Origin of the sequence: Microbacterium deminutum (assembly GCF_039530205.1) — a bacterium.
Lineage (GTDB): Bacteria > Actinomycetota > Actinomycetes > Actinomycetales > Microbacteriaceae > Microbacterium > Microbacterium deminutum.
The window spans coordinates 1-24,717 of the sequence record NZ_BAAAOG010000012.1; the positions used below are offsets into that span (position 1 = coordinate 1).

Sequence of the window (24,717 nt, forward strand, 5' to 3'; positions counted from 1 at the left end):
CAGAGATGATCTTCAACACGACGACCCGATGCTTCGACACGACCCAGACTGTCGCCTATGACGCGACTCACGTGTCGCCTATCACCTGTCGCCTATGTCGCGAACCCAGACACCCTCAGGTCCACCGTGTGATGAGTCGCGACAAAGGCGACACTTCTGAATGTGAGCCCGGCCATCGGCCGGGCTCTTGTAGTCGATGCGCAAACGCAGCCAGCGGCCTGATCCTGCGTCACCGTTCGCAGTGGAATTCTTCGCGTATCCGCTCAGATCGGCAGGCGGCGCACCCGAAGTAGCGCTTGCCGGACCCGAACACGACGGGTACGACGTCCATCCGCACCTCGTCGACCAGGCCCGCGGCAGCACCTGGCCACCGACGTCGCCAGCGGCGACCTCGACGATCCGGTCACCCGCGAGCTCCTGAGCCTTGGCCACGGCCGCCTCGACGCCGTCGACGAACTGGAACGGCGCCTCGGGGTCCCAGCCCTCAGGCTTCGGCCGGTGCGTCACGACTACCACGTGGTCGACCCCGCCCGGAGGGTTCCCGTCCCAGCCGTCCGTCATGTCGAACACGTGGCGGCCGACGATGGTCGCCCCGATCTGGTCCCAGTACGGCCGGATGTAATCGTAGGACTTCTGACACCCTAAGCGCTCCGCTCTCGTCCAACGGGATGTCACCGCTGAGCAACCAGTCGAACAGCGGTCCGGGCTGGTCGTTGTCGTCCGCGACGAAGCCGTCCGCCGACACCGAGCTGTACATGACCACCTCGCCCACGGGGCTCTCCTCTGCTTCGGGGTGCCCCATATTAGCGAGTCGCAAGTACCTGCAACGACGCCGTCCTGGCCGACGGCAGGGGGTTCTGATCGACGATCCGCAGTGGCTCGGGGACGTCGGGGTCCGGCCTGACGAAGACCGGCACTCGCCGCTCGGGCTGTACGCGGTAGCGACGGCCGGTCGGTGATGTCCATTGCAAGGTGCCGCTGGCATCGGGGACCTGCTCGACGCTCCACCGACCGTGATGCTTCACGGTGTGATGCCCTTTGCACAGCGGGTGGAGATTCGACAGCGCGGTCGTGCCGCCGTGGTCCCACGCCACAGTGTGGTCGATCTCGCATCGGGAGGCCGGAATGTTGCAGCCGGGTGCCATGCAGGTCTCGGCCCGCCACCTGACCAGTCGTCGTAACTCCGGGGGTGGTCGGTACCGGTCTCGTCCGACGGAGAGCACGACGCCAGTTTCAGGGTGAGTCAGCACGCGCATCCACCCGTCTGCAGCGCCGCACAGTTCCCGTGCTCGCTGCAGCGGGATCGGCCCGACGCCCTCGACGGAGGCCGAGTGGCGTCCCTCGCCGTCGACACCGAGCAGAGCGAGAACAGGAACCGTTACGGCTGCCGTGGCATGGATGCCCCGCGCTTCCGGCGGCAGGGCGTCCGTGACACCGTCGACGAGGATGTCGCCCAGCACGTCGGCACGGAGTTGGTCCAAGGTGCGGGTTTCGTCAGGCCGCGCCGCCAGGACCTTTGCTGTGGCGGTCAGACGGCCGTAGATGGCGTGCGCCTCCACTGCGGGAAGCAGCTCGTGCAGCCAGGCCATACCGTCCTCACTGGGCTCGAGGACCACACGTCGTGCTTGCACCGCCCATTCGTGCCTCTCCGCAAGAGTTGCCGACCGGACGGACTCGATCAGCGCTCTCAGCTTTCGGCGGAATGTTCCCAACGGCTCATGCTCGGCGAGCGCGAGTGCCGGCGCGATCAGCTGATCACGGAAGTCGGGCACGACAGCATCCAGCGCCGTCGCGAGCTCGACCGCGTGACGCTCGGTCATCCGGGCGCCGTTCAGTGAAGTCAGCGCAGCCGGGTATCGATTCACCAGGGCATCGGCGTGAGCGATCAGCCGGCCGGCCGCGGACTCGGTGATCGCCAGAGCCGCCGCGAGTTCGAGTCGGATCGAGCGTTCGATGAGCCCGGTCAGCTGCGGGCCGTGCTGCTGCGCGTCCTGCAGCGCGTCTCGGCGCATCTGCTCGATCCACTCGAATCGCTGCGCCGCGAACACCGACATCATGGTCTCGGCCTCGACGATCCGGTCGACGGCGTCGGGGACGGGCGCCATCAGCGTGTCGTCGACGGCACCCCCGACATCATCCGGCGGCGGATCATCCGAGAACTGAGGAGAACCGGGCATGCACCAAACGTAGAACATACCTACGACATTCAAGGAAGGCGGGAACGTGGTGACGCGGTCCCGCTTCAGTCGATCCGGATGCCGCGCACGGCCATGTACTGCCGCCCCGGCAGATCCACCCGCACCGCGGCGGAGTACGTGCCGGGAAGTGGTTCGATCGTCAGGTTCCAGGTGTCGATCACCTCGACCTTCCACTCGCCCTCGGGCAGGACGACGTTGCGGAAGCGCGGCCGGTTGAACCCGAAGTAGCCCACGATATGCCGGCCCGCGACGCCGCCCCACGGCACATCCCAGTCCGACGGCAGCGGATCCCACACCCCGTCGGGAGCTTCGGCGAGCAGCATGTCGAGGAAGCCGATCCGCGCGGGAGAGGTGCCGTGGAGTTCGCCGCCCTTGGCCCACCAGAGCACTTCGGGATCGTCGCTCGCAGGGCTGACCGCCTCGGTCGCCCCGCCCGCGGCGATCGGAAGATAGGTCTCGCCGTGGCCGACGTACCCGCCGCGCACGGCGCCCTCCCAGAACCGGCGAACCATCTCCTCGCCGGTGATGTTGCCCCAGCCCTGATCGATGTCTCCTTCGTAGGCGCACTCGTCGATGACGACCGGCTTGCCCCACAGCTCGCGCCATTCGTCGGTGTTCTCGGCTGTGCGGTAGACGTCGACGCGCTGGACGCTCACGTGGGTGATCCAGGGCTTCGAGTAGTCGTAGAACGGCCGGCAGTTGTGGATCGAGTTGAGGTGCCCGAAGGGGTCCTCCGCTCCGACGATCGCCGCGAGACGCTCCCAGTCGGCCTCGTCCTTCGACCACAGCAGGTCGTACTCGTTCGCCATCGACCACCAGACGTTGGCATAGGCTGCGAGACGGCGCACGACGTACCGCAGGTAGCGCTCGTCTACAGCAGGGCCGAGGTCGGCGAATCCCCAGCGATCGTAGGCGTGGAAGAGGATGAGGTCGGCTTCTATGCCGAGCTGGGCGAGCTGAGCGATGCGTCGCTCGAGCCGGTGGAAGTGCGTCACGTCGAATCGCTCGAGATCGAATCCGTCCGCGAGCGAGCCGGGGAAGACGAAATCCTCGGGTTCGTTGGCGTTGTACAGGTACGACTTCGGGAACAGGCACATCCGGATCTTCGTGAAAGGCGCGTCGGCGAGCGTCTTGAGCGTCTGCTCCTGCAATGCGTCGGACTGGTGGGTCCAGGCGTACGCCGTCGTTCCCAGCGGCCGGTGGCGGGTGCCGTCGGCGTGGCGGAAGTGGAAGCCGTCCACTCGGACGGGCCCGTGCGCCCCCTCGCGCGCCGCCGTCACGGTGGCTGTGCCGGCGATGCCGTCGAGCGATCGGGCGGTCGAGCGGGTGACGAAGCTCCAGTCGCCTGGGACGTCCGCCAGGGCGCGGATAAAGTAGACGCCGTCGCCGTCGTAGAACCCGCCGACCTGCAACTCCTCACCGCCGCGAGTGAACACGGCCTCCAGTTCGACGTCGACGAAGGGATTGCCGCGCGAGGGCCCCGCGATGCGCACCTCGAGGACGTCCCATTGGGCGACCGTGCCGGGCAGGTCGACGGATGCCGAGGACCGTGCGACGTCATCGCCCTCGTAGTGCCGGTCCGGCGTGATGGCCGGTGCGTAGGGAGGTCGGCCGACGCCGTCGCCGACCTCCGCCAGCGCGGCCCAGAGCCGTTCCCGCTCGGCCGGATCCTCGAGCGAGGGGACGAACGCCACCAACGATCCGAGCCGGCCGTCGCGGAACTGCGCAACCATCGGGGATGCCGCGATCCCTGGCATGTAGCGCTCGAGGATCGCTCGGGCGGCGGGATTCTCGAGAGCTTGGCCGAAGGTCGAGGCGCGATCGAACATGTGGGTCCTTGTCGTTTTCAGGAAGTGGCGGCGCGCACGGCCTCATCGACCTTCGCGAGCACATCCGGCGGGGTGAACATGAGTGCCGCGCTCAGCGGGCGACCGGCGCCCCAGACCGTGTTCGCGCGAACGGCCTCGGCCTGCGCGGGGTCGATCGCTGCGAGTGTGTCGAGGACCGCGCGGTACGCGCGCGGGTCGTCGATGATGTCGGCGAGGGATGCCGCCAGCCCGGGCAGCGGTCCGCGCTCGGCGGGAGCGGCCTCGGTGAACCGCCATTCGTGCGCGCCCGAACCCACCTCGAGGGTGGACGGGTGGCCCGGCAGGTCCACGGCCGCCGAGGTGTTCGGCGGCACGATGGCGCGCACGATCACGTCGGAGCCGTCGCGATGCCACGCGACCGTGGCTTCGCCGTACGGCGTGAGATGGCGCGCCGAGGCGTGATCGAGCCCCGCGAGCGGCCGCGGGGCGATCCGGAGCCGGGCGTAGCCCGGAGCATCGGGCGCGAGGCCCGCGACGGTGCGGTGCAGCCAATCGGCCACCGCTCCGAGCGCATAGTGGTTGAAAGAGGTCATCTCGCCCGGGTTGACCGAGCCGTCCGGCAGCAGGCTGTCCCACCGCTCCCACACCGTGGTGGCGCCCATCGTCACCGGATAGAGCCACGACGGGCACTCGGTCTGGAAGAGCAGCCGTTCCGCGGCGTCGAGGTGTCCGGCATCCGTCAGCGCATCCGTCACGAGCGGGGTGCCCACGAACCCGGTCGCGATGCGGTACCCGCCTTCTCGGACGAGCACGGCCAGGCGGTCCGCAAGCGACTGGCGCAGCTGCGGATCGGTGACGAGGCCGAACTGCAGGGCGAGTGCATACGCCGTGGGAGCGTCGCTCATCATGCGGCCGGCGGGCGTCACATAGTGCGACACGAACGCGGCACGGCTTCGCTCGGCGAGCGCGCTGTAGTTCGAGGCGTCCTCGTCGAAGCCCAGCAGAGCGGCAGCGTCGGCCACCTGTCGGAGTGACTGGGCGAGGTACGCGGTCGCGACGATGTCGCTGTCGACCTTCGCCTGCTGCGGCTTGTCGGGCGGGGCCGAGGGGTCGAGCCAGTCGCCGAGCTGCATGCGGCCGGCCCAGGGACCGTGGTGCCCGGCATCCCTCAGCACGGCATCGGCCCACGCCCGCATGCTGTCGTACTGCGCTTCGAGCACTCCGAGGTCGCCGAAACGCGCGTGCAGCACCGTGGGCACTGCGGTCGCGGCGTCGCCCCACGCCGCCGTCGGTCCGAGGGCGCCGAACGACGGAAGCGCCGCAGGGATGACGAGCGGGACCTCGCCGTCATTGCGCTTCTGCTCGTGCGCGAGATCGCGCAGCCACGATGTCAGGAACCCGTCGCAGTCGTACAGGAAGCCCGCCGTCGGCGAGAAGACCTGGATGTCGCCGGTCCAGCCGAGCCGCTCGTCGCGCTGCGGGCAGTCCGTCGGGATCGAGAGGAAGTTGCCCTTCATGCCCCACACGACGTTCTCGTGCAGGCGGTCGATGAGCGGGTCCGAGGACTCGAACCATCCGGTGCGCGTCATATCGGTGTGCAGCACGATCGCCTCGATCGCCCCGGGATCGATGTCGGCGCCGGTGATCTCGGCGTACCGGAAGCCGTAGAACGAGAAGCGGCTCTCGAGCACGTCGTCGCCGCCGGACAGATCGAACGTCGCGGTCGCCTTGGCGTTTCGAAGGGGCCGGATGCCGAGCTCGCCGTCTTCGAGGACTTCGGCGTGCCGGATCACGACCTGCCGGCCCTCATCGCCGCGCACGCGCACCCGCAGGCGTCCGACGAGGTTCTGGCCGAAGTCGAGGATCCGGCCGCCCGAGGGGGTCTTGATCACGTCGACGACGGAGAGCGATTGGATGCGGCGCACCGGGGGAGCGATCCGCGGTTCGGGCACGGGCACCTGCTCATAGCCGGGGAGGGCCGCCGCGCCGACGCGCGCAGCCGCCCAGTGCGAATCGTCGAGACCCATCGTCGACCAGCCTTCGGTCGCCCGCCGCAGGTCCTGATGCTCGCCCGGGTAGATCCCGCTCTCGACGATCGGGCCATCGCCGGAGGCCAGCCACCCGTCACCGGTCGGCGCCAGGGTCTCGGTCGTGCCGTCCTCGAAGGTCACGCGCAGCTGGGCCAGGAAGGAGGGCTGCGTGCCGTAGAGCCGATTCGTGAAAGTGAAGAAGCCGTACTTCTCGGTGTACCAGGCTCCTGCGATGGTCGCCCCGAGGACGTTCTCGCCCTCTTGCAGGAGTCCGGTGACGTCCACCGTCTCGTGGACGATGCGGTCTCGGTAGGCCGTCCAGCCGGGGGAGAGGATGTCGTCAGCGACGGCCTCGCCGTTGATCTCGGGCTCGGCGACGCCGAGCGCCGTCCAGAACAGGATGGCGCGCTCGACGGGCCGCGCGATCGTGAAGCGCGTGCGGACGAGTGCGGGCTGGGCGTCGCGTTCGGGGTCCGTCAGGCCGATCGGCTGGGCGATCCATTCGCCGTCGGCGAGGAAGCCCGCTTCGACACGAAGCGGTTCGCTCCATCCCGTCTCGCCGCCCGATTCCGCGCGCACCCGCACCGCGACATTCCGCGCCTCGCCCGCAGCGAGGGGCGCGAACGGCCAGGCCACGAGCACGCTCGACCGCCCGTCGACCGTCACCGTCTGCGGGCCGTCGGTGAGTTCGACGGATGACTGCACCCAGTCCACCGCGTCGGCTTCCACCGTCCAGGTCAGGCGGGGGGCGGGGACTGCGACGAAGGCGGTGTCGTCGCGGAGTTCAGCGCGCAGCGTTGCGACGCGGGGTTCGGTCATTCATCGTCTCCTTCGGCGATCCAGGATTGAAACGATACATCGCCGCTGACGGCGTATAGTCCGATGACCCGTCCGGTGAAGGACTCGGTCATCTCCGAGGAGAGGAATCGCCCGTCGATCTCGGCGAGTTCGACACGCGTCCCGCCTTGCGGGGTGAAGCCGAGGCGGAAGATGTCGCTGGTGCGCATGAACCCGCCCTCAGCGTCGGGGTTGACCGAATCGAGGTGAAGATCGATCAGGCCGCCCTCGAGAGCACCCGTCCATTCCTGGCGAAGGCCGCCGATGACCGCACGCGCCAGCACAGCGCCCTCGCGCGCCTCGATCTCGACATGGAAGTTCTCGTCATAGCGAACCGCGAGTCCGCCCACGCCGGCGGCGGCATCCATTCTCACCGTCACGGCGTTCGTGAGGTGTTCCTGACGTCGGCCCACGAAGTTCGGATGCGCATCGTCGAGCGTCGATCCGTCGCCGTGGAGGGTGAGCCACCCTGGCCGCGACGCGAGGTCGACGACGTCTGAGGTGGTTCGGCGGACGACGAGCCACTCGCCGTCGAGCTCATCGTCGGCAGCGAATCCCACTTCGACGCGAGTGCCGGGACGCGGGTTCAGCAGAACGGGGTCGATGGTCGGCCAGCCGTTCTCCTGCCAATGGACGGGTGTCACGAAGGTCTCTCGGCCGAGGGCCGAGAAGGCGCGCGTGCCGCTTCGAGGCCGCACGCCGAGCATGATGCAGAACCACTCGTCGCCCGGTCCTGTCACGAGGTCGCCATGGCCGGTGTTCTGGATCGGCCGGATCGTCGACCGCGCCGACACCAGCGGGTTCTGCGGCGCGGTCTCGAACGGACCCTCCGGGGAATCCCCTCGGGCGATGCTGATGCTGTGACCGCGTTCGGTGCCGCCCTCGGCGATCATCAGGTACCACGTGCCGTCCACCTGGTAGAGGTGAGGGGCCTCGGGGAACTGCCCTCCGGTTCCCGACCACAGCGAGCGGGGCTCTTCGAGCGCGATGTGGTCGTCGAGGTCGACCTTCACCTGCAGAATCCCCAGGTGCGTGCCGAGCTCGGGACCGCTGAGGATGAGGCCCGAGTACGTGATGTACGCCGTGCCGTCGTCGCCCCACGCGATGTCGGGGTCGATGCCGTTGACGCTGCCCGATCCGTCGGCGCTCAGGATGACGTCGCCTTCGCTCCAGGGGCCTGCGGCATCGGACGCCGTGAAGTGCAGCATCCCTCGCCCCATGGCGACGGTGATGACGAGGTGGAAGACGCCGTCGCGGTGTCGGATGGTGGGCGCCCACACCCCGCCGGCCGTCGGCACGTCCGCGATGCCGAACGCGTCGGGGTCGGCGGCGACATGCCCGATCAGCTCCCAGTTCTCGAAGTCGCGCGAGCGGTGGATCGGGATGCCGGGCAGGTACTCGAAACTGGATGTCGCGAGAAACCATTCGTCACCCACCCTCACGACGCTCGGGTCGGGGTGGAACCCGTTGAGGACCGGGTTGTAGAGCGTGGTCATGGGAGATTCTCCGTGGTCAGGCGGCGAGGAGTTCGCCGAGATCGGCAGCGAGTGAGACGGCGCGGGGGTCGGCGCCACCCGGCCAGGGGCCGCGCGCGATCGTCCATGCGAAGGCGAGACCGGTGTCCGGGTCGACGCAGGCGAGCGCGCCCATGGCGCCGTCGTGCCCGAAGGCACGGGGGCCGCCGAATCCGAGCGACGGCGACGGCTTCTGGAAGATGATCGCGTGGGCCCGATTCGGTTGGCCGAGGACCTCGTCGTAGCCCCGCACCTGCTGCTGTCCGATCGCGAGCACCGAGTCTTCCGACAGGAACGGCTCGGCCCCATCGACCCCGGTGACAGCGGACGCGAACAGACGGGCGAGACCGCGCGCTGTGCCGGTCCCCGACGCCGCGGGATGACCGAACCGCCAGCTGACCTCGTCGTTCGCAGGGTCGACGGCCGGTCCCGGGGTGTTCCACACGACCGGGCCCAGCGTCGACGAATACATCGTCGACGAATCGGAGACGGGCCGGATCATCGGCAGCGTGGGTGCCCTGCGATCGTCGTGCTCGGGCGGCAGCCCGAGGTAGAAGTCGATGCCGTGCGGTGCGCGGATCTCGGCCTCGTAGTACTGGTGGAGCGTACGCCCCGTCACACGGAACACGAGTTCCGCGGCGAGGTTCCCGATCGTGAGGCCGTGGTAGCCGAACGAGGTACCCGGATACCAGAACGGCGCGGTGGCCGCGAGCCGCTGCGCCGCGGCGTGATCGTCCAGCAGCTCGGCCCAGGTCAGCGCCGGGGTCGCCTGCGGCAGACCGGCCTGGTGCGACAGCAGCTGGCGGACCGTCACGTGCGCCTTGCCCTGCTGTGCGAACTCGGGCCAGTACTGCGCGACCCGTGCGTCGAGGTCGAGTTCACCGCGCTCGACGAGGAGGCCGATCGACACTCCGATGGTGTTCTTGGTGACCGAGTACGGCACCATCACGGAGTCGCGGGACAGATGGGGGCCGCCCCATGCGTCGAGCACCGGCATCCCATCGTGGAAGGCGGCGACCTGGAACGACAGGTCGGGGTCCTGCGCGAGGAAGCCATCGAGACGGTCGACGATCTCGCCGAGCCGGTCGTCGGCGCTCCCGTGCAGCCGCCGCGTGAGTGCAGGGTCCGTCAAGGGTCGACCGTCCACGCCACCGAGAGCGGCAGATCGGCCACCGATGCCCCGGCGCGCAGGGTATAGGCACCCGGCTCGACGACCCATTCCCCGGCCCAGTGGGCGAGTCGGCGTGCGGGAATCGGGATCCGGGCGATCACGGTCTCGCCGGCTGCGGCATGGACGACGGTGAACCCCACAAGCCAGCGCTCGGGACGCTCCACGCTGGATTCGGGACGCTCCGCGTACACCTGCACGACCTGCTTTCCACTGCGGTCGCCGGTGTTGGCGAGGATGACCTCGACCGCGTCGCCGTCACGGTGCGCCACACCCCACGACCACGTCGTATACCCGAGGCCGTGGCCGAACGGGAACGCAGGTTCGGCATCCGCCTTCAGCCAAGCGCGATACCCGATGTGGATGCCCTCGGTGTAGCGGAGCACCCCATCGGTCGGTGTGACGTCGGTGACCGGCACATCCGAGAGCGCCGCCGGCCAGGTGGTGGGCAGGCGCCCGCCGGGCTCGACGGCGCCGGTGATCACGTCTGCCAGGGCAGCGCCGAACTGCTGGCCGCCGAAATAGCCCTGCAGGATCGCGGCGACCTCGTCCGCCCACGGCAGCGTGACGGGCGAGCCGGCGTTGACGACGACGATCGTGCGCCAGTTCGCCTCGACGACTGCGCGGACCAGGTCGTCCTGGCGTCCCGGCAGGTCCAGCGATTCGCGATCGTAGCCTTCGGACTCGACCTTCGAGTTGGTTCCGACCACGACGATCGCGACATCCGCCTCCAGCGCCGACGCCGCGGCCCGCGCGATGAGCGCCTCGGGATCGGAGTCGTCGGGAGCGATGCCGAACGTCGCACTGAGAGCGCCGGCGAGCGCGCCGCCCCCTGCGATCGTGAACTCGGCGCGCAGATCGAGTGGCTGTCCGGCGGTCACCGCGACACGCGCAGTCAGCGACGGCGGGTTGAGGAAGGCCGCGCCGAGATCCGTGCCGGTGATGACCGGCGCGTCGTCGAGGATCAGCTCGCCATCGACGTATACCCGGCCGGGATTGGCGCCCGCGAATCCGAGCAGCACCTCTCCGGTCGAATCGGGGGTGTAGGTGGTGTGCAGCGAGAGGGTGGATGCCGCCTCGACGGGGGCGTCGCCGCCGAACCACACCAGCGCCGTGGCGCGACGGTCTTCGGCGAACAGCTCGGTGCCGTCCGCGTCGAGGAAGGCCACTCGCACTCCAGGGCCGCCCGTGACGGGATTGACGATGGTCTCGAGCGGGAGCTCGGCGACACCCTCCTGCACGACGGCGCCCAGCTCGTAGGTCACCTCGACGCCCGGGAAGGCCGAGCGAAGGCCCTCGAGCGGCGATACGATGTGCTCGGGCAGCACTGTCGCGCTGCCGCCGCCCTGGGTCCGGGCGTCGAGGGCGTTGTGGCCGATGACCGCGACACGCGTCACGCTCCCGGGGTCGAGCGGGAGGATGCCGTCGTTGGCGAGGAGCACTGAACCTGCGGCAGCGGCATCGCGCACGAACGCGATGCCGTCGACGGGCGCCGGCTCGACCGGGGACGAGCCCTCCAGCGCGCCTACGCGCTCGGCGAGCAGCAGAAGACGCAGCACCTTGCGGTCGAGGTCCGCCTCGTCGAGTCGCCCGTCGCGGATCGCGTCGACCAGGTCGGCCCATGCCGGTGCAGGACCGGGCATCGCGAGGTCCTGAGCGGCCGGTATCGCATCGAGCGATCGCACCGCGGTCCAGTCGCTGATCACCACGCCGTCGAAGCCCCACTCCGAGTTGAGGGGGGTCTCGAGCAGGTCGTTCTCGGTCATGGTCACGCCGTCGACGGAGTTGTAGGCGCTCATGACGCTCCACGCTCCCGCCTCGACCGCGCGCTCGAACGGCGCGAGGTAGAGCTCGCGCAGCGAGCGCTCATCCACCTGCACGTCGACCGTGAAGCGATCGGTCTCGGAGTCGTTCGCGACGTAGTGCTTCGGCGTCGCGGCGACGCCGTTGTCCTGCAGCCCGCGCACATACGCCGCGCCGAGTTCCGCCGACAGCTCGGGGTCTTCGCTGAAGCACTCGAAGTGCCGGCCGCCGAGCGGGGAGCGATGCAGGTTGATGGTCGGCCCGAGGACGACATCCACTCCCTTGCGACGGGCTTCGGATGCCGCGGCCGCGCCGTACCGATATGACAGGTCCACGTCCCACGAGGCCGCGAGGCTCGACCCCGAGGGCATGTTGAGCGACGGTTCGCGCTCGTCCCAGCGCGGTCCGCGAACCCCGGAGGGCCCGTCGGACAGTGTCATGGCGCGCAGTCCGATCTCGGGGAGCGGGATCGTGGTCCAGAAGTCGGCGCCCTGGACGAGGGCCGCCTTCTGCTCGAGGGTGAGCTTGTCGAGCAGCGGGATGAGGTGGTGCACAGTCTCGGGCTGCGTGGATGTGGCGGGAGTCGTCATGCTGCTGCTCCTTCGGCGATCTGGGCGTCGAGCAGGGCACGGCGCGCCGCACGGCGATCCCTCTGATGGTCCGGGTTGGGAACGGGCGCGGCGAGGAAGAGCCGCTGGGTGTACGGGTGCTCGGGCCGCGCCGTGACCTGGTCGCCGTCGCCGGTCTCGACCAGCTCGCCGCGGTACATCACCGCGACGCGGTGGCTGATGTGCCGGACCACGGCGAGGTCGTGCGAGATGAACAGGTACGCCACGCCGGTGCGCTCCTGGATCTCGATGAACAGGTCCAGCACGCGCGCCTGGGTCGACAGGTCGAGCGCCGACACAGGCTCGTCGCAGACGATGAGCTTCGGGTCGAGAGCCAGGGCCCGTGCGATCGCGACACGCTGTCGCTGGCCGCCGGAGAATTCCCGGGGGAGGCGATGCGCGGCATCCGCGGGAAGCCCCACGCCGTCGAGCAGATCGCGCACTCTGCCGCGCGCCGTCTTGCCGGCGACGCCGCGAGCCGTCAGCGGCTCGGAGAGGATCTGCTCGATCGTCAGCGACGGATTCAGCGACGAGTAGGGGTCCTGGAAGACCACCTGGATCTCGCTGGCGAGCTGCCGGCGCTGCTTCCTGTGGAGGTGGCTGATGTCGTGGCCGTCGTAGACGATCGATCCGCCCGTCACCGGTGCCAGCCCGAGCACGGCGCGACCCAGTGTGGTCTTTCCCGAGCCCGACTCGCCGACGAGTCCGACGGTCTCTCCGGGCTTGATGTCGATCGAGACGCCCTTGAGCGCCTGGAACGGCTTCGCCCGGAATCCCTTGCCGGGGTAGGCGACCTCGAGGTCGGTGACTTCGAGCAATGTGCTCATGAACGTGCTCCTTCGGGAACGGCGCCGGCCGAAGCCAGCGGCGGTCGGGCGGGACCCTCGTCGAGGATCGCGTCCAGCAGGGACTGCGTGTACGGGTGGGACGGAGCCCCGAGGATCGTGCGCACCGGGCCCTGCTCGACGAACAGCCCCTGCTGCATGACGCTCACGCGGTCGCACAGGTCGGAGACGACGCCGAAGTTGTGCGTCACGAGCAGCATCGCCATGTGGCGCTCGCTCTGCAGATCGCGCAGCAGGTCGAGGACTTCCGCCTGCACCGTCACATCGAGCGCAGTGGTCGGCTCGTCGGCGATGATCAGGTCGGGGTCGGTCGACACCGCGCCCGCGATCAGCACACGCTGGGCCATTCCGCCCGAGACCTCGAACGGGTAGGCCGCGAACGTCCGCTTCGGGTTCGGGATGCCGACCCGCTCGAGCAGTGCGAGCGACCGCTCGGTGGCGTCCTTCTTGCTGAGCCCGAGCGTCTTGCGCAGCGGCTCGACGAGCTGGTGGCCGATCGTGAACGACGGGTCGAGGTTCGACATCGGCTCCTGCGGGATGTAGCCGATCCGCTTGCCGCGGATGTCGCCGTACACCCTCTCGGAGGCCTCGGCGAGCTCGGTGCCCTCGTAGTCGATCGATCCGCCCGACACGTGGCCGCCGCGGGGGAGGAGGCCCAGCACTGCGAAGGCGGTCTGGGTCTTGCCCGAGCCCGATTCGCCGATGAGGCCGTGGATCTCGCCCTTGCGGACATCGAGGGAGACGCCGTGGACGACCTCCACGTCGGAGCCCTCTTGCTGCTGGTACGCGACCCGCAGGTCCCTGATCGAGAGCACGACCTCGTGCGGCCGGTCGGCGGTGAACGAGTCGTCGCCGTGCACGATCGTCCCGCCGATGACGGGAAGCTCCATTGAGTCCTCCAGGGGCGCGGAGTCGCCGCCACCGGTGGCGATCGACGTGGTGACCGAGGCGATCGAGCCCGTCGCTGTCGTGACGACCCGGCGCCGACGGCGACGGACGCTCACGGTGCGCTCCAGCACGTCCCGCATCGCGTTGGCGAGGAGCGTGAGCGCGATACACGTCGTGGCGATGGCGAGCGACGGCCACAGCATCAGCAGCGGGTCCTTGTAGAGGTTGGCGAAGCCGTCGTTCAGCATCGAGCCCCAGGTGGGGACGCTCATGTCGCCGAGACCCAGGAATTCCAGACCGGACTGGATGCCGATCGCGATGCCGGCGAGGATCGCGGTCTGGATGATGATCGGCGCGCGGACCACCGACAGGATGTGGCGGCCGATGATCCGCGTGTCCGTCAGGCCCGACACCTTGGCCGCGTCCACGAACAGCTCGCTGCGCACAGCGGTGACTGCCGCGTATACGAGCCGGAAATAAGCGGGCGCGAGGATGATGCCGAAGATCAGCATCGACCACCATACGGACGGGCCGAGCACGGTGCGGGCCGCCACCAGGACGACGATACCGGGGAGGGACATGACCAGTGAGGTGATCCACGATGAGACCGAGTCGAACCCTCCGCGGTAGTACCCGGCGATGAGGCCCGAGATCATGCCGATGACGAGGGCCGTCACGACTGCGAGGGCCGCCGCGGCAATGGTGACCGAGGTCGCCACGAGGAGCCTTGACAGCACATCGCGACCGGCGCTGTCACAGCCGAGCCAGTGCTCCGGGCTCGGCGGCGCCAGTACGAGCTGCAGCGAGGCCTTGTTCGGATCGTACGGGGCGATCCACGGCCCGATGATCCCGATGAGGACCACGAACGCGAGGAAGATCAGCGAGATCAAGCCGATCGGCCGACGGACGAGGCGGCGGAAGAGGCTCGTCCGTACCAGCGGCGTAGGGATCGCAGGGGGGACGTCGATGGCGGTGACGGTCATGAGAGGCGCACCTTCGGGTTGAGCGCTGCTTGCGCGAGGTCGATGAGGAGGTTGACGATGATGACGATGACCGCGAACGCCACGACGACGCCCATCATCACGGGGACGTCGTCGGAGGACGCCGCCGCGACGGTGAGCTGGCCCATGCCCGGGAGAGCGAAGACCTGTTCCACGATGACCGCCCCGCTCAGCAGCCCGACGAACTGCACCGCGAGGATCGCGAGCGCCGGGCCCCCGGCGTTGCGGAGGATGTGCTTGTAGACGACCGAGTTCGTCGAGAGCCCTCGGCTGCGAAGGGTGCGGACGTAATCACGTGACTGGGCGTCGAGGACCGAGCCGCGCACCTGCTGGGTGACTGCGGCGATCGCGCCGATTGCCAGCGCCACGATCGGCAGGGTGATGGAGGACAGCCAGCCCGAGACGGACGTCGTCAGCGGAACGTACCCGGTCGCCTTGAACCAGTGCAGGTTGACCGCGAAGATCAGCACGAGATACAGGGCGATGAGGAAGCCGGGGATCGCGAAGCCGAGGACCGAGAAGAACTGGACGGTGCCGTCGACGGCCCCACCGCGACGTGCGGCGAGCACTCCCAGGACGACCGAGATGATCGCCGTGACGAGTGTCGTGCCGATCACGATCGAGAGGGTGACGGCGAGACGGCCCGAAAGGCTGACGGTGACCAGCTGACCGTTGAACCACGAACGACCGAGGTCGCCGTGGAGGGCGTTGGTGAGCCAGTTCCAGTACTGGACGACGATGGGCTTGTCGAGGCCGAGCTCTTTCGACTTCTGAGCGACCAGTTCTGCGGTGGCGCTCTGTCCGAGGATCCGTCGGGCGATGTTCGCGCTGTTGAGGTACAGCAGCCCGAACGCGAGGATCGAGATGACGAAGAGCATGATGACGCCGGATATGACGCGGCGGATGATGAACGTGAGCATGCTGGCTCCTGTGGGAAGGGGTGGTCCCGGTCCGCCCGCCCTGGGGCGGGCGGACCGGGAGATCGCGTGTGCCGGCTAGGACTTCGGCTGGAAGTCGTAGATGGCGGGGTAGGCGTTCGTCGGGAGCATCTTGACGGTCGTGTTGGCGTCCGTCGCGAAACTGCCCTGCACCCGGTAGAACGGCGCGAACCAGGCCTGCTCGACGAGATACTTGTTCAGCTCGCCTGCGACCTTGCCCTGGGTCGCCTTGTCGCCGTACTGGATCTGCTTGATGTACGCGTCCACCTTCGGATCCTGGTAGTGGAACGGGTTGAAGACGGCGGTCGGGGCGATCATGAACTGGATCAGCTGCCAGTCCGGGTTCTGCTCGAGCGCCATGAACGATGATCCGTACTTCGGCGCCAGCAGGTCGGCGATGAAGTTCTCCGGAGCGACTTCCGTGAACTTCGCCTTGATCCCGATGTCGGCGAGCTGCTGTCCGACGAGCGTGTAGGTGCTCGCGCCGAGCAGCGACACGGACGGCTGGTTCAAGGTGAAGCCGTTGGGGTAGCCCGCCTCGGCGAGGAGCTGCTTGGCCTTCGCGGGGTCGTAGGTGTAGTAGTCGTCGAGGGCCGAGTCGTACGCCGGTGAGGTCTTGGGGAACACCTGCGTCGTGACCGTGCCGTTGTCGGACTGGAGGGCCTTCAGCAGCGCCGCGCGGTCGAACGCGTAGTTGATCGCCTGGCGCACCTTGACGTTCGCGAGCTCGGGCTGCATCTTGCCCGCGCGATCGAGCAGCAGCAGACCCTGGAAGTCGAGCTCATTGGCGTTGACCGTCCAGCCGGCACCCTCGACCTCTTTGAGGTTGTCGTTGCTCACGAGCTTGACGCCGTTGGCCTCGCCCGCCTTGATGGCGTTGAGCGCCGCCGTCGGGTCGGACAGGACGTTGATGGTCAGGTTGTCGTAGTGCTGGACATCGGGCTTCCAGTAGTTCGGGTTCTTCTTGTAGATGTAGCTGGTTCCGGTGACGGTCGCCGACGTGTCCAGGATGTAGGGGCCTGAGCCGACGGGGTTGGTCGCGACGTCTTTGCTGGTGAGGGATGCCTCGCTGCCGACCAGGCCCGGATCACGGGTGAGGTAGTTGAGCATTGCAGGATCCGGAGCGTTGAGGGTGATTACGACGGTTGTGTCATCGGGTGCTGCGAAGCTCTTCACGCCGGCGAAGTAGCCGGCATCCGGCGATGTGCCGTCCTTGAAGCGCTGGAGGTTCTTGACGACGACGCCCGCGGTCAGCTTGGACTTGTCCGAGAACGTGACACCGTCGCGGATCGTGAGGGTCAGAACGGTGTTGTCTGTGTTGTACGCCCACTTGGTCGCGAGCCACGGCTCGATGGTGCCGTCCGGCGTTGCGAGCAGGAGCGTGTCGAACACGGCCTGGTAGTAGGGGGCGCGGTTGCCCCACTCCGCCCCCGCCGGGTCGAACGTGGTGGGTGCGGCGATGGCGCCCAGGGTGAGGGTGCCGCCGGAACCGCTTGCGCCTCCTCCGCCCGAGCCGCCGGCGCATGCTGTGACCGCAAGCGCGGTGGTGACGGCGATGGCCGCGGCTGCCGCGACCTTCTTCCATCGGATCATCTTCGAGTCCTCTTGGTAGGGGGCGATGCCACTGTGGATCGCCTCTGGTTCGAGAACGTAGCATCAAATCCGAGTGATCGCTAGGTTTTTGGGATAAATTTCTATCGAGAACTAGGTTTTTGTCCGAAATGCGCCCACAATGGCGGGACGAGGCCGATGATGGCCTGTGGGAAAGACCGAGGAAGGTCCGGAGGATACGGTGGAGATGATGACCCAGACCCCGTCACCATCTCGCACGCGCAAACCGCGCGGCGAGTATGCGAAAACGAGTGCGAAGCGCATGGCGATCCTGGATGCGGCCCTGGAGGTTTTCGCCGAATCGGGCTATAGATCCGGCTCGCTTCGTGACGTAGCCGGCAAGGTCGGCATGAGCGAAGCCGGCCTGCTGCACCACTTCCCCAACAAGAGCTCGCTGCTCGCGGCGGTGCTCGATCGGCGCGACCAGCACTCGTTCGAGCGCGTCCCCTTCGGGACCGACGACGGCGAGGACTCGTTGCGGGGCCTGGTCGACCTTGCGGCCTACAACGCATCCATTCCCGGTGTCGTCGAGCTGTACTGCGTTCTCTCGGCCGAAGCGACCGCGCCAGACCATCCGGCGCACGAATACTTCACGGGCCGCTACGAGCTGACACGCACGAGCATTCGCGAGGCGTTCGAGTCTCTGGAACGCCAGGGACGCCTGATGGAGGGCGTCACTCCGCAGCGCGCGGCGGTCGCCACGATCGCCATGATGGACGGGCTGCAGGTGCAGTGGCTGCTGGACCGGGAAGTCGTGGACATGTCGCAGGCGCTGGACGAGTTCTTCCGCAGCTTCGTCGCCGGCTTCGACGGTGCCGCACCGGATGATCCCGAAACCCGCGGAGTGGAGGATCCGGTGCCGTCCGTGTCCGCCGTGAGTGCGTAGCGCCGCAGAACAGAGGAACCCCGCCCGATGATCCGTGTGCCACTCCTTGATGACTGGACCGTCGGGCCGAAGCTCGGCGCCTTCGAAGCGCTCGCCGGCGCCGCTTCCGCGCAGGCGGTGACGCTGCCGCACGACGCGATCCGAGACCTGCCGCGGTCGGCGGACAGCGAGCAGGGAGTGCATTCGGGTTATCACTCGGGTGGGGTCTTCGAGTATGCGAAGATCCTCGACGTGCCGCGGGAGTGGCGTGACAAGACCGTCGTCATCGAATTCGAAGGGGTGTACCGGGATGCCGCGCTTTTCGTGAACGGCGACTTCGTCGTCCACGAGCCCAACGGGTACAACGCGTTCGCGGCGGTTCTGGACCCATACCTCCGGTACGGCGAGCCGAACCGGATCACCGTCGACGCCAAGGCTCATAAGGACAGCCGATGGTATTCCGGCGCAGGCATCTATCGCCCCGTGCACCTGCTCGTCGCGGATCCGGTGCACTTCGCGCTGAACGGGCTGCGGGTCACGACCTCCGACATCGACGATGAGCGTGCCGTGGTCACGGTCGCCGCGACGGTGGACAACGAAACCCGCCACACGCGGACGACCCGCATCTCGTGGTCGGTCACCGGTCCGGACGGTGAGGATGTCGCGGCAGACTCCGCGCCCCTCACGGTCCTGCCGGGCGCCTCCGCAACGGCGCGAGCGCGGTTGGCCGTGCCCGGTCCCCGGCTGTGGCACCCCGACCATCCCGACCTCTACGAGGTGCGTGTCGGCCTCCACGACGAGGAGGGCGAGCAGATCGACACGGATGCCGCGGCCTTCGGCATCCGTCGCCTGCAGCTGGATCCGCAGCGGGGCCTGCGCATCAACGGCGAGGTCGTCAAGCTGCGGGGCGCGTGCGTGCACCACGACAACGGCCCACTCGGCGCGGTCTCCATCGCGGCCGCCGAGGACCGCCGGGTTCGCCTCCTGAAAGACGCCGGGTTCAACGCGCTCCGAAGCGCGCACAACCCGATGGGTCGCGCCATGCTGGCGGCGTGCGACCGCCACGGAGTGCTGGTGATGGATGAACTCACCGACGTGTGGACCCGATCGAAGACCGCGTTCGACGGCTCGGCCACCTTCGCCGACCGGTGGCAGCGCGACATAGCAGCGCTGGTCTCCCAGGACTTCAACCACCCGAGCGTGGTGCTGTACTCGATCGGCAACGAGATCCTCGAACTCGCGACGCCGGTCGGCGCGACCTGGAGCAGGCGGCTCGCGGACGGCTTCCGGGCACTCGATGACACCAGGTTCGTGACGAACGGCATCAACGGCATCATCGCGAACATGGATCGGATGGCTGCGGCGAGCGCGGATGCCACGGTATCCGATCCCAACACGATGATGGCCGACATGGGCGAGCAGATGGCGCTCATGAACGCCTCGTCGCTCGTCACCGAGACGACCGAGGAGTCGGCCGCGGTGCTGGATGTCGTCGGCTTCAACTACGCCGACTCCCGCTACGAACTCGACGCGGAGCTGTTCCCGCACCGCGTCATCGTGGGGTCGGAGACGTTCCCGGCGAAGATCGATGTGATGTGGGGGCTCGTCGAGCGACTGCCCCACGTGATCGGGGACTTCACCTGGACCGGCTGGGATTACCTCGGCGAGGCGGGGATCGGCCGGGTCGACTACACGGATGCCGACGGCTACGCGCCGACCGGCACGTCGGGCCCTTACCCGTATCTGCTCGCCGAGTGCGGCGACCTCGACATCACCGGGTACCGCCGCACGATCTCGTACTACCGCGAGATCGTCTTCGGGCTTCGGGCCGATCCGTACCTCGCCGTGCATCGGCCGCAGCATCACGGTCGCCCGACGGCGACCACGCCGTGGTCGTGGGACGACACGGTCTCGTCATGGGCGTGGGATGTTCCCGCTGGTTCGGCGGTGACGGTCGATGTGTACGCGGATGCCGACGAGGTCGAGCTGCTGCTCGACGGCGACTCCCTCGGGGTGGCGGCCGTCGGTGCGGAGAAGGCTTTCCGTGCGCGGTTCGAGACCGAGTACCGGCCCGGCGAACTCGTGGCCGTCGCTCGCCGCGGGGGAGCGGAGACCGGCAGGCACGCGCTGCGCAGCGCGACCGGGTCGCCGCGTCTGGTCGCCCGCGCCGAAGCGACGCGGCTCGACGCCGACGGCCTCGGCTTCGTCGCGATCACCATCGAGGACGGGTCGGGTGTCGTCCTGTGCGACCGCGACGTCGTCGTCACGGTGGGCATCGAGGGCCCGGGGATGCTCGCGGGCGTCGGAACCGGCCGTGCCCGCACCGAGGAGCCGTTCGCCGGCCCGGGCGTCACGACGTACGACGGCCGGGCGCTCGCGATCGTGCGACCGACGGATGCCGGGCAGATCACGGTGACCGTCCAAGCGGAAGGGTACGCGCCGGTGCAGGTCGTGGTCAGCGTCGCGGACTGACGGAGCGTTCACCCGCCCCGCCTTTGCCGCATCACGCTCCCGCCACGTCACGCGCGCCCCACGCTCCCGGCCGCGCCCCACGCTCCCGGCCGCGTCCCACGCTCCCGGCCGCGTCACGCGCGCCCTCCGCTCACCGGAGGGGTGCGGCCCTGTGGAGGCGGATGCCGCTGGAAACGCTCCTCCGCCCGCCCCCACCCCTCCGCCCGCCGGAGGGACCGCCGCGCGTTCTCGTGGGCGTCGCGGGCGTGTCAGTCGCGCGTGGCGGCCGCCGCGGCACGCGCAGCGGCCGGGAGCGCATCGGTGATCTGCCCGACTGCTCGGTCGTCGTGAGCCGCCGAGACGAACCAGGCCTCGAAGACGGACGGCGGAAGCGAGACGCCGGCGTCGAGCATCGCCCGGAAGAACGGCGGATAACGGAAGGCATCCTGCGCCTTCACGGTCTCGTAGTCGTGCGGCGGCGTGTCGGCGAACGCGATCGAGAAGAGGCTGCCCGCCCGCTGCACGCGGTGTGCGACGCCTTGGGCGGTGAGCGCGTCGGCCGCGGCATCCGCGATCGCCGCGGACGCGGCGTCGATCCGGGCGTAGGCGGCGGTATCGAGGGCGCGGAGGGTCGCGAGCCCTGCGGCGACAGCGAGCGGATTGCCGCTGAGGGTGCCCGCCTGATACACCGGCCCGAGCGGAGCGAGCTGGTCCATCAGCTGCGCCGAGCCCCCCAGCGCCGCCAAGGGCAGCCCACCGCCGATGACCTTGCCGAACGTGAAGAGGTCGGGCGCGAACGGGACGGGGTCGATGCCCCACCAGCCCGCGGGGCCGGCGCGGAAGCCGGTGAGCACCTCGTCGAGGATCAGCAGCGCGCCGTGCGCATGGGCGATCCTGGCGATCGCGGCGTTGAAGCCGCGCTGCGGCGGCACGATGCCCATGTTGGCGGGCGCGGCTTCGACGATGATCGCGGCGATGTCCGCGCCACGGGTCGCGAAGACCTCGCGCACGACATCCACGTCGTTGTATGGGATGACGAGGGTCTGCGCCGCGATCGCTGCGGGCACCCCCGCCGAGCCGGGCAGCGCGAGGGTCGCAACCCCCGAACCGGCTTCGGCGAGCAGTCCGTCGGAGTGGCCGTGGTAGTGCCCGGCGAACTTCACGATGAGGTCGCGCCTGGTCGCGCCGCGCGCGAGCCGGATCGCGGTCATGGTCGCCTCGGTGCCGGTCGAGACGAGCCGCAGCCTCTCGATGGGCCGTGCGGGCTCCGACGCGGGTCTCGCGATGCGGGCCTCGACGAGTTCGGCCAGCTCGGTCTCGCCGGGGGTGGACGCCCCGAACCCCAGCCCGCGGGAGGCGGCATCCTGTACCGCCTTCACGACCGCGGGGTGGGCGTGGCCCAGGATGGCGGGACCCCACGAGCCCACGAGGTCGACGTACTCGCGGCCCTCGACGTCGGTCACGCGTGCGCCCGACGCCGACACGAGGAAGCGCGGCGTCGCTCCGACCGACCCGAAGGCGCGCACCGGCGAGTTGACGCCGCCCGGCATCGCCGCTCGGGCGCGCGCGAACTCGGCGTCGTTGGTGGTGGTCACCGCAGCCACGCGGCCAGTTCGACGGCCCAGTACGTCAGCACGGCATCCGCACCGGCACGACGGATGCCGAGCACCGACTCCTCGATCGCGCGGCGACGGTCGATCCAGCCGTTCGCGCCGGCGGCCTCGATCATGGCGTACTCGCCCGACACCTGGTACGCCCACACGGGCACCGGACTGGATGCGGCGGCATCCGCCAGCACATCCAGGTACGACATCGCGGGCTTCACCATGACGATGTCGGCGCCCTCGGCGACGTCGAGGTCGATCTCGCGGGAGCCCTCCCGGCGGTTCGCGGGATCGAGCTGATACGTGCGACGGTCGCCTTCGAGCGAGGACTGCACGGCTTCACGGAACGGGCCGTAGAACGCCGACGCGTACTTGGCCGCGTAGCCGAGGATCGGGATGTCGATGTGACCGGCGTCGTCGAGCGCGTCCCGCACCGCGGCGACCTGGCCGTCCATCATTCCGGACAGACCCACCAGCTGCGACCCCGCCTCGGCCTGGACGACGGCCATCTCGCGGTAGCGCTCGAGCGACGCGTCGTTGTCGACGCGACCCCGCTCATCGAGCACCCCGCAGTGTCCGTGGTCGGTGAACTCGTCCAGGCACAGGTCGGTCTGGACCACGAGCGCGTCGCGCGCCTCGGCCACGGCGATGCGGGTCGCGACATTGAGGATGCCGTCCGGATCCGTCGCGCCCGAGCCGATCGCATCCTTGTGCTCGGGGACGCCGAACAGCATGATGCCGCCGATGCCGGCATCCGCGGCTTCGGCGACGGCGCGGCGGAGCGAGTCGAGGGTGTGCTGCACGACTCCGGGCATCGACGAGATCGGGACCGGCTCGGACGCGCCTTCGCGGACGAAGACCGGCAGGATCAGCTCGGCGGCATGCACCCGGTTCTCGGCGACGAGGCGTCGCATGGCGGGGGTCGCCCGCAGGCGGCGTGGACGCTCGATCATCGGGCGGATCCTGTCAGATCGGCGGCTCCGGCGTCCAGCAGCTCGCGGGCGGCGGATGCCGCGACATCCAGTGGTGCGGCGTCGTCGGGCCAGACGGCGGCATGGGATGCCGTCAGCGCGATCGTGCCGTCGAGGCTGTACACGCTCGCCGAGAGCAGGAGGAGACCGGCATCGACGACGGCGTGCGCGCCGAGGGGCGCCGAGCAGCCGGCCTCGAGGATGGCCAGCACATGTCGCTCGGCTTCCGCGGCGGCCCGGGATTCGGCATGATCGAGCGACTCGACGAGGTGCTCGTCGCCGCGCCGCACCTCGACGGCGAGTGCTCCCTGCCCGGGTGCCGTCGGCCAGTGGTCGAGGTCGAGCAGCTCGGTGATCGCGTCGGTGCGGCGCAGCCGCCGCAGTCCTGCTGCGGCCAGCAGCACGCCATCCAGGTCGCCGTCGGCCACGCGACCGAGCCGGGTGTCGACGTTGCCGCGGATGTCGACGATCTGCAGATCCTGCCGTTGCCGGCGCAGCTGCGCGGCACGGCGAGGCGAGCCGGTGCCGACGCGCGCGCCTGTGGGGAGCTTCAGGAGCGTGAGTCCGTCGCGCGCGCACAGCGCGTCGCGCGCGTCTTCGCGCACCGGGATGGCCGCGATCGTCAGGTCGGGATGCGGCGCGGTGGGAAGGTCCTTGAGCGAGTGCACGATCACATCGCATTCGCCCGCGACCAGCGCGTCACGCAGTGCGCTCGTGAACAGTCCGGTGCCGCCCGCCTGCGAGAGCGGCTCGGTCGAGCGGTCGCCCGCCGTGGTGATCGTGACGAGCTCGGTGGCGACCCCGGTCTCGGTCGCGAGATCGTCGGCGACCGATCCCGTCTGGGTCAGCGCGAGCGCGCTCCCGCGGGTGCCGATCCGCAGCGCGGTCACGCCAGCACCTCGGCGATCTCGTCCAGGCGGATCCGGCGCCCGGTGTAGAAGGGGATCTCCTCGCGCACGTGTCGCCGCGCATCGGTCTGGCGGAGGTGGCGCATGAGGTCGACGAGGTCGACGAGCTCGGGCGCCTCGAGGGCGAGGATCCACTCGTAGTCGCCGAGAGCGAACGACGCGACCGTGTTGCTGAGCACCTGTCGGAACTCCGAGCCCTTCCGCCCGTGATCGGCGAGCATCTGGCGGCGCTCGTCGTCGGGCAGCAGGTACCACTCGTACGAGCGCACGAACGGGTAGACGGTGAGCCATGCCTCGGGCTCCTTGCCGCGCATGAAGGCCGGCATGTGGCTGGCTGTGAACTCGGCCGGCCGGTGGACGCCCATGGCGTTCCACACCGGCAGCAGCGATGCGAGCGGCTCCGCGCGTCGCAGTTCGCGCAGCGCCGACTGCAGCGTCTCGGGGGCCGCTCCGTGCAGCCACACCATGAGGTCGGCGTCGGCGCGGAGCCCCGAGACGTCGTAGAACCCGCGCACCTTGACCCCACCGCCCTCGATGGCCCGGACGACCGGGGTGAGGTCGCCTCCCTGGGCGGGGTGTGCGGGATCGCGACGGAACACGGCCCACAGCGTGCAGCCGAGCGCGTCGCTCTCGGGAAGGGCTTCGGCCGAGGGATCGCTCATGGTTCCA

Annotated in this window: 16 protein-coding genes and 1 pseudogene; 2 read left to right on the plus strand and 15 right to left on the minus strand. The window is 69.2% G+C overall.

The genetic code is table 11. From position 1 onward, the window contains the following. Positions 1-283: 283 nt before the first annotated feature. From ABD212_RS17920 to ABD212_RS17970, 11 genes and pseudogenes are all read right to left on the minus strand, one after another. A pseudogene (locus ABD212_RS17920) lies at positions 284-772 on the minus strand (dihydrofolate reductase family protein); the annotation flags it as partial. A gap of 31 nt (positions 773-803) precedes the next feature. Then, positions 804-2,177 (minus strand): HNH endonuclease signature motif containing protein, encoded by a 1,374-nt coding sequence (locus tag ABD212_RS17925; RefSeq protein ID WP_344097314.1) that lies wholly within the window; start codon positions 2,175-2,177, stop codon positions 804-806. Positions 2,178-2,242: 65 nt separating this feature from the next. Beyond that, entirely contained in the window at positions 2,243-4,027 is a 1,785-nt protein-coding gene (locus ABD212_RS17930) for a DUF5605 domain-containing protein (RefSeq protein ID WP_344097316.1), read from the minus strand. Positions 4,028-4,044: 17 nt separating this feature from the next. Beyond that, positions 4,045-6,855, minus strand: coding sequence for an alpha-L-rhamnosidase (locus ABD212_RS17935; RefSeq protein ID WP_344097318.1), 2,811 nt, complete (start codon positions 6,853-6,855; stop codon positions 4,045-4,047). Then, positions 6,852-8,369, minus strand: coding sequence for a glycoside hydrolase family 43 protein (locus ABD212_RS17940; protein ID WP_344097320.1), 1,518 nt, complete (start codon positions 8,367-8,369; stop codon positions 6,852-6,854). The genes ABD212_RS17935 and ABD212_RS17940 overlap by 4 nt, the downstream gene beginning before the upstream one ends. A 16-nt stretch (positions 8,370-8,385) precedes the next feature. Beyond that, positions 8,386-9,519, minus strand: a complete 1,134-nt coding sequence (locus ABD212_RS17945; protein ID WP_344097322.1) for a serine hydrolase domain-containing protein — start codon at positions 9,517-9,519, stop codon at positions 8,386-8,388. Next, entirely contained in the window at positions 9,516-11,948 is a 2,433-nt protein-coding gene (locus ABD212_RS17950) for a beta-glucosidase family protein (RefSeq protein ID WP_344097324.1), read from the minus strand. Before ABD212_RS17950 ends, ABD212_RS17945 begins: the two co-directional genes overlap by 4 nt. Continuing rightward, complete coding sequence (locus ABD212_RS17955) at positions 11,945-12,793, minus strand: ATP-binding cassette domain-containing protein (protein WP_344097326.1); 849 nt, start codon at positions 12,791-12,793, stop codon at positions 11,945-11,947. The genes ABD212_RS17950 and ABD212_RS17955 overlap by 4 nt, the downstream gene beginning before the upstream one ends. After that, the gene (locus tag ABD212_RS17960) at positions 12,790-14,682 is read right to left on the minus strand and encodes an ATP-binding cassette domain-containing protein (protein ID WP_344097329.1); all 1,893 of its coding nucleotides are present in this window, start codon (positions 14,680-14,682) and stop codon (positions 12,790-12,792) included. Before ABD212_RS17960 ends, ABD212_RS17955 begins: the two co-directional genes overlap by 4 nt. Continuing rightward, positions 14,679-15,620 (minus strand): ABC transporter permease, encoded by a 942-nt coding sequence (locus ABD212_RS17965; protein ID WP_344097331.1) that lies wholly within the window; start codon positions 15,618-15,620, stop codon positions 14,679-14,681. Before ABD212_RS17965 ends, ABD212_RS17960 begins: the two co-directional genes overlap by 4 nt. Positions 15,621-15,695: 75 nt before the next feature. Continuing rightward, the gene (locus ABD212_RS17970; protein WP_344097333.1) at positions 15,696-17,231 is read right to left on the minus strand and encodes an ABC transporter substrate-binding protein; all 1,536 of its coding nucleotides are present in this window, start codon (positions 17,229-17,231) and stop codon (positions 15,696-15,698) included. Between the two features lie 280 nt (positions 17,232-17,511). On the opposite strand from ABD212_RS17970, the gene ABD212_RS17975 reads away from it, so the two are divergent. Continuing rightward, a complete protein-coding gene (locus tag ABD212_RS17975; RefSeq protein WP_344097336.1) occupies positions 17,512-18,135 on the plus strand; it encodes a TetR/AcrR family transcriptional regulator in 624 nt (207 codons plus the stop codon). Positions 18,136-18,162: 27 nt separating this feature from the next. Then, positions 18,163-20,586: a glycoside hydrolase family 2 TIM barrel-domain containing protein gene (locus tag ABD212_RS17980; RefSeq protein WP_344097339.1), complete on the plus strand. Its 2,424-nt coding sequence runs from the start codon at positions 18,163-18,165 to the stop codon at positions 20,584-20,586. A 248-nt stretch (positions 20,587-20,834) separates the two neighbouring features. Here ABD212_RS17980 and hemL read toward each other — a convergent pair whose 3' ends face one another. The 4 genes from hemL to hemQ are packed head-to-tail and all read right to left on the minus strand — an operon-like array spanning position 20,835 to position 24,710. Beyond that, a complete protein-coding gene (hemL, locus tag ABD212_RS17985) occupies positions 20,835-22,169 on the minus strand; it encodes a glutamate-1-semialdehyde 2,1-aminomutase (RefSeq protein ID WP_344097342.1) in 1,335 nt (444 codons plus the stop codon). Beyond that, positions 22,157-23,122, minus strand: a complete 966-nt coding sequence (gene hemB, locus ABD212_RS17990) for a porphobilinogen synthase (RefSeq protein ID WP_344097344.1) — start codon at positions 23,120-23,122, stop codon at positions 22,157-22,159. The genes hemL and hemB overlap by 13 nt, the downstream gene beginning before the upstream one ends. Beyond that, complete coding sequence (gene hemC / locus ABD212_RS17995) at positions 23,119-24,030, minus strand: hydroxymethylbilane synthase (RefSeq protein ID WP_344097347.1); 912 nt, start codon at positions 24,028-24,030, stop codon at positions 23,119-23,121. Before hemC ends, hemB begins: the two co-directional genes overlap by 4 nt. Further along, positions 24,027-24,710, minus strand: coding sequence for a hydrogen peroxide-dependent heme synthase (hemQ, locus tag ABD212_RS18000; RefSeq protein WP_344097350.1), 684 nt, complete (start codon positions 24,708-24,710; stop codon positions 24,027-24,029). Before hemQ ends, hemC begins: the two co-directional genes overlap by 4 nt. Between the last annotated feature and the right edge of the window lie 7 nt (positions 24,711-24,717).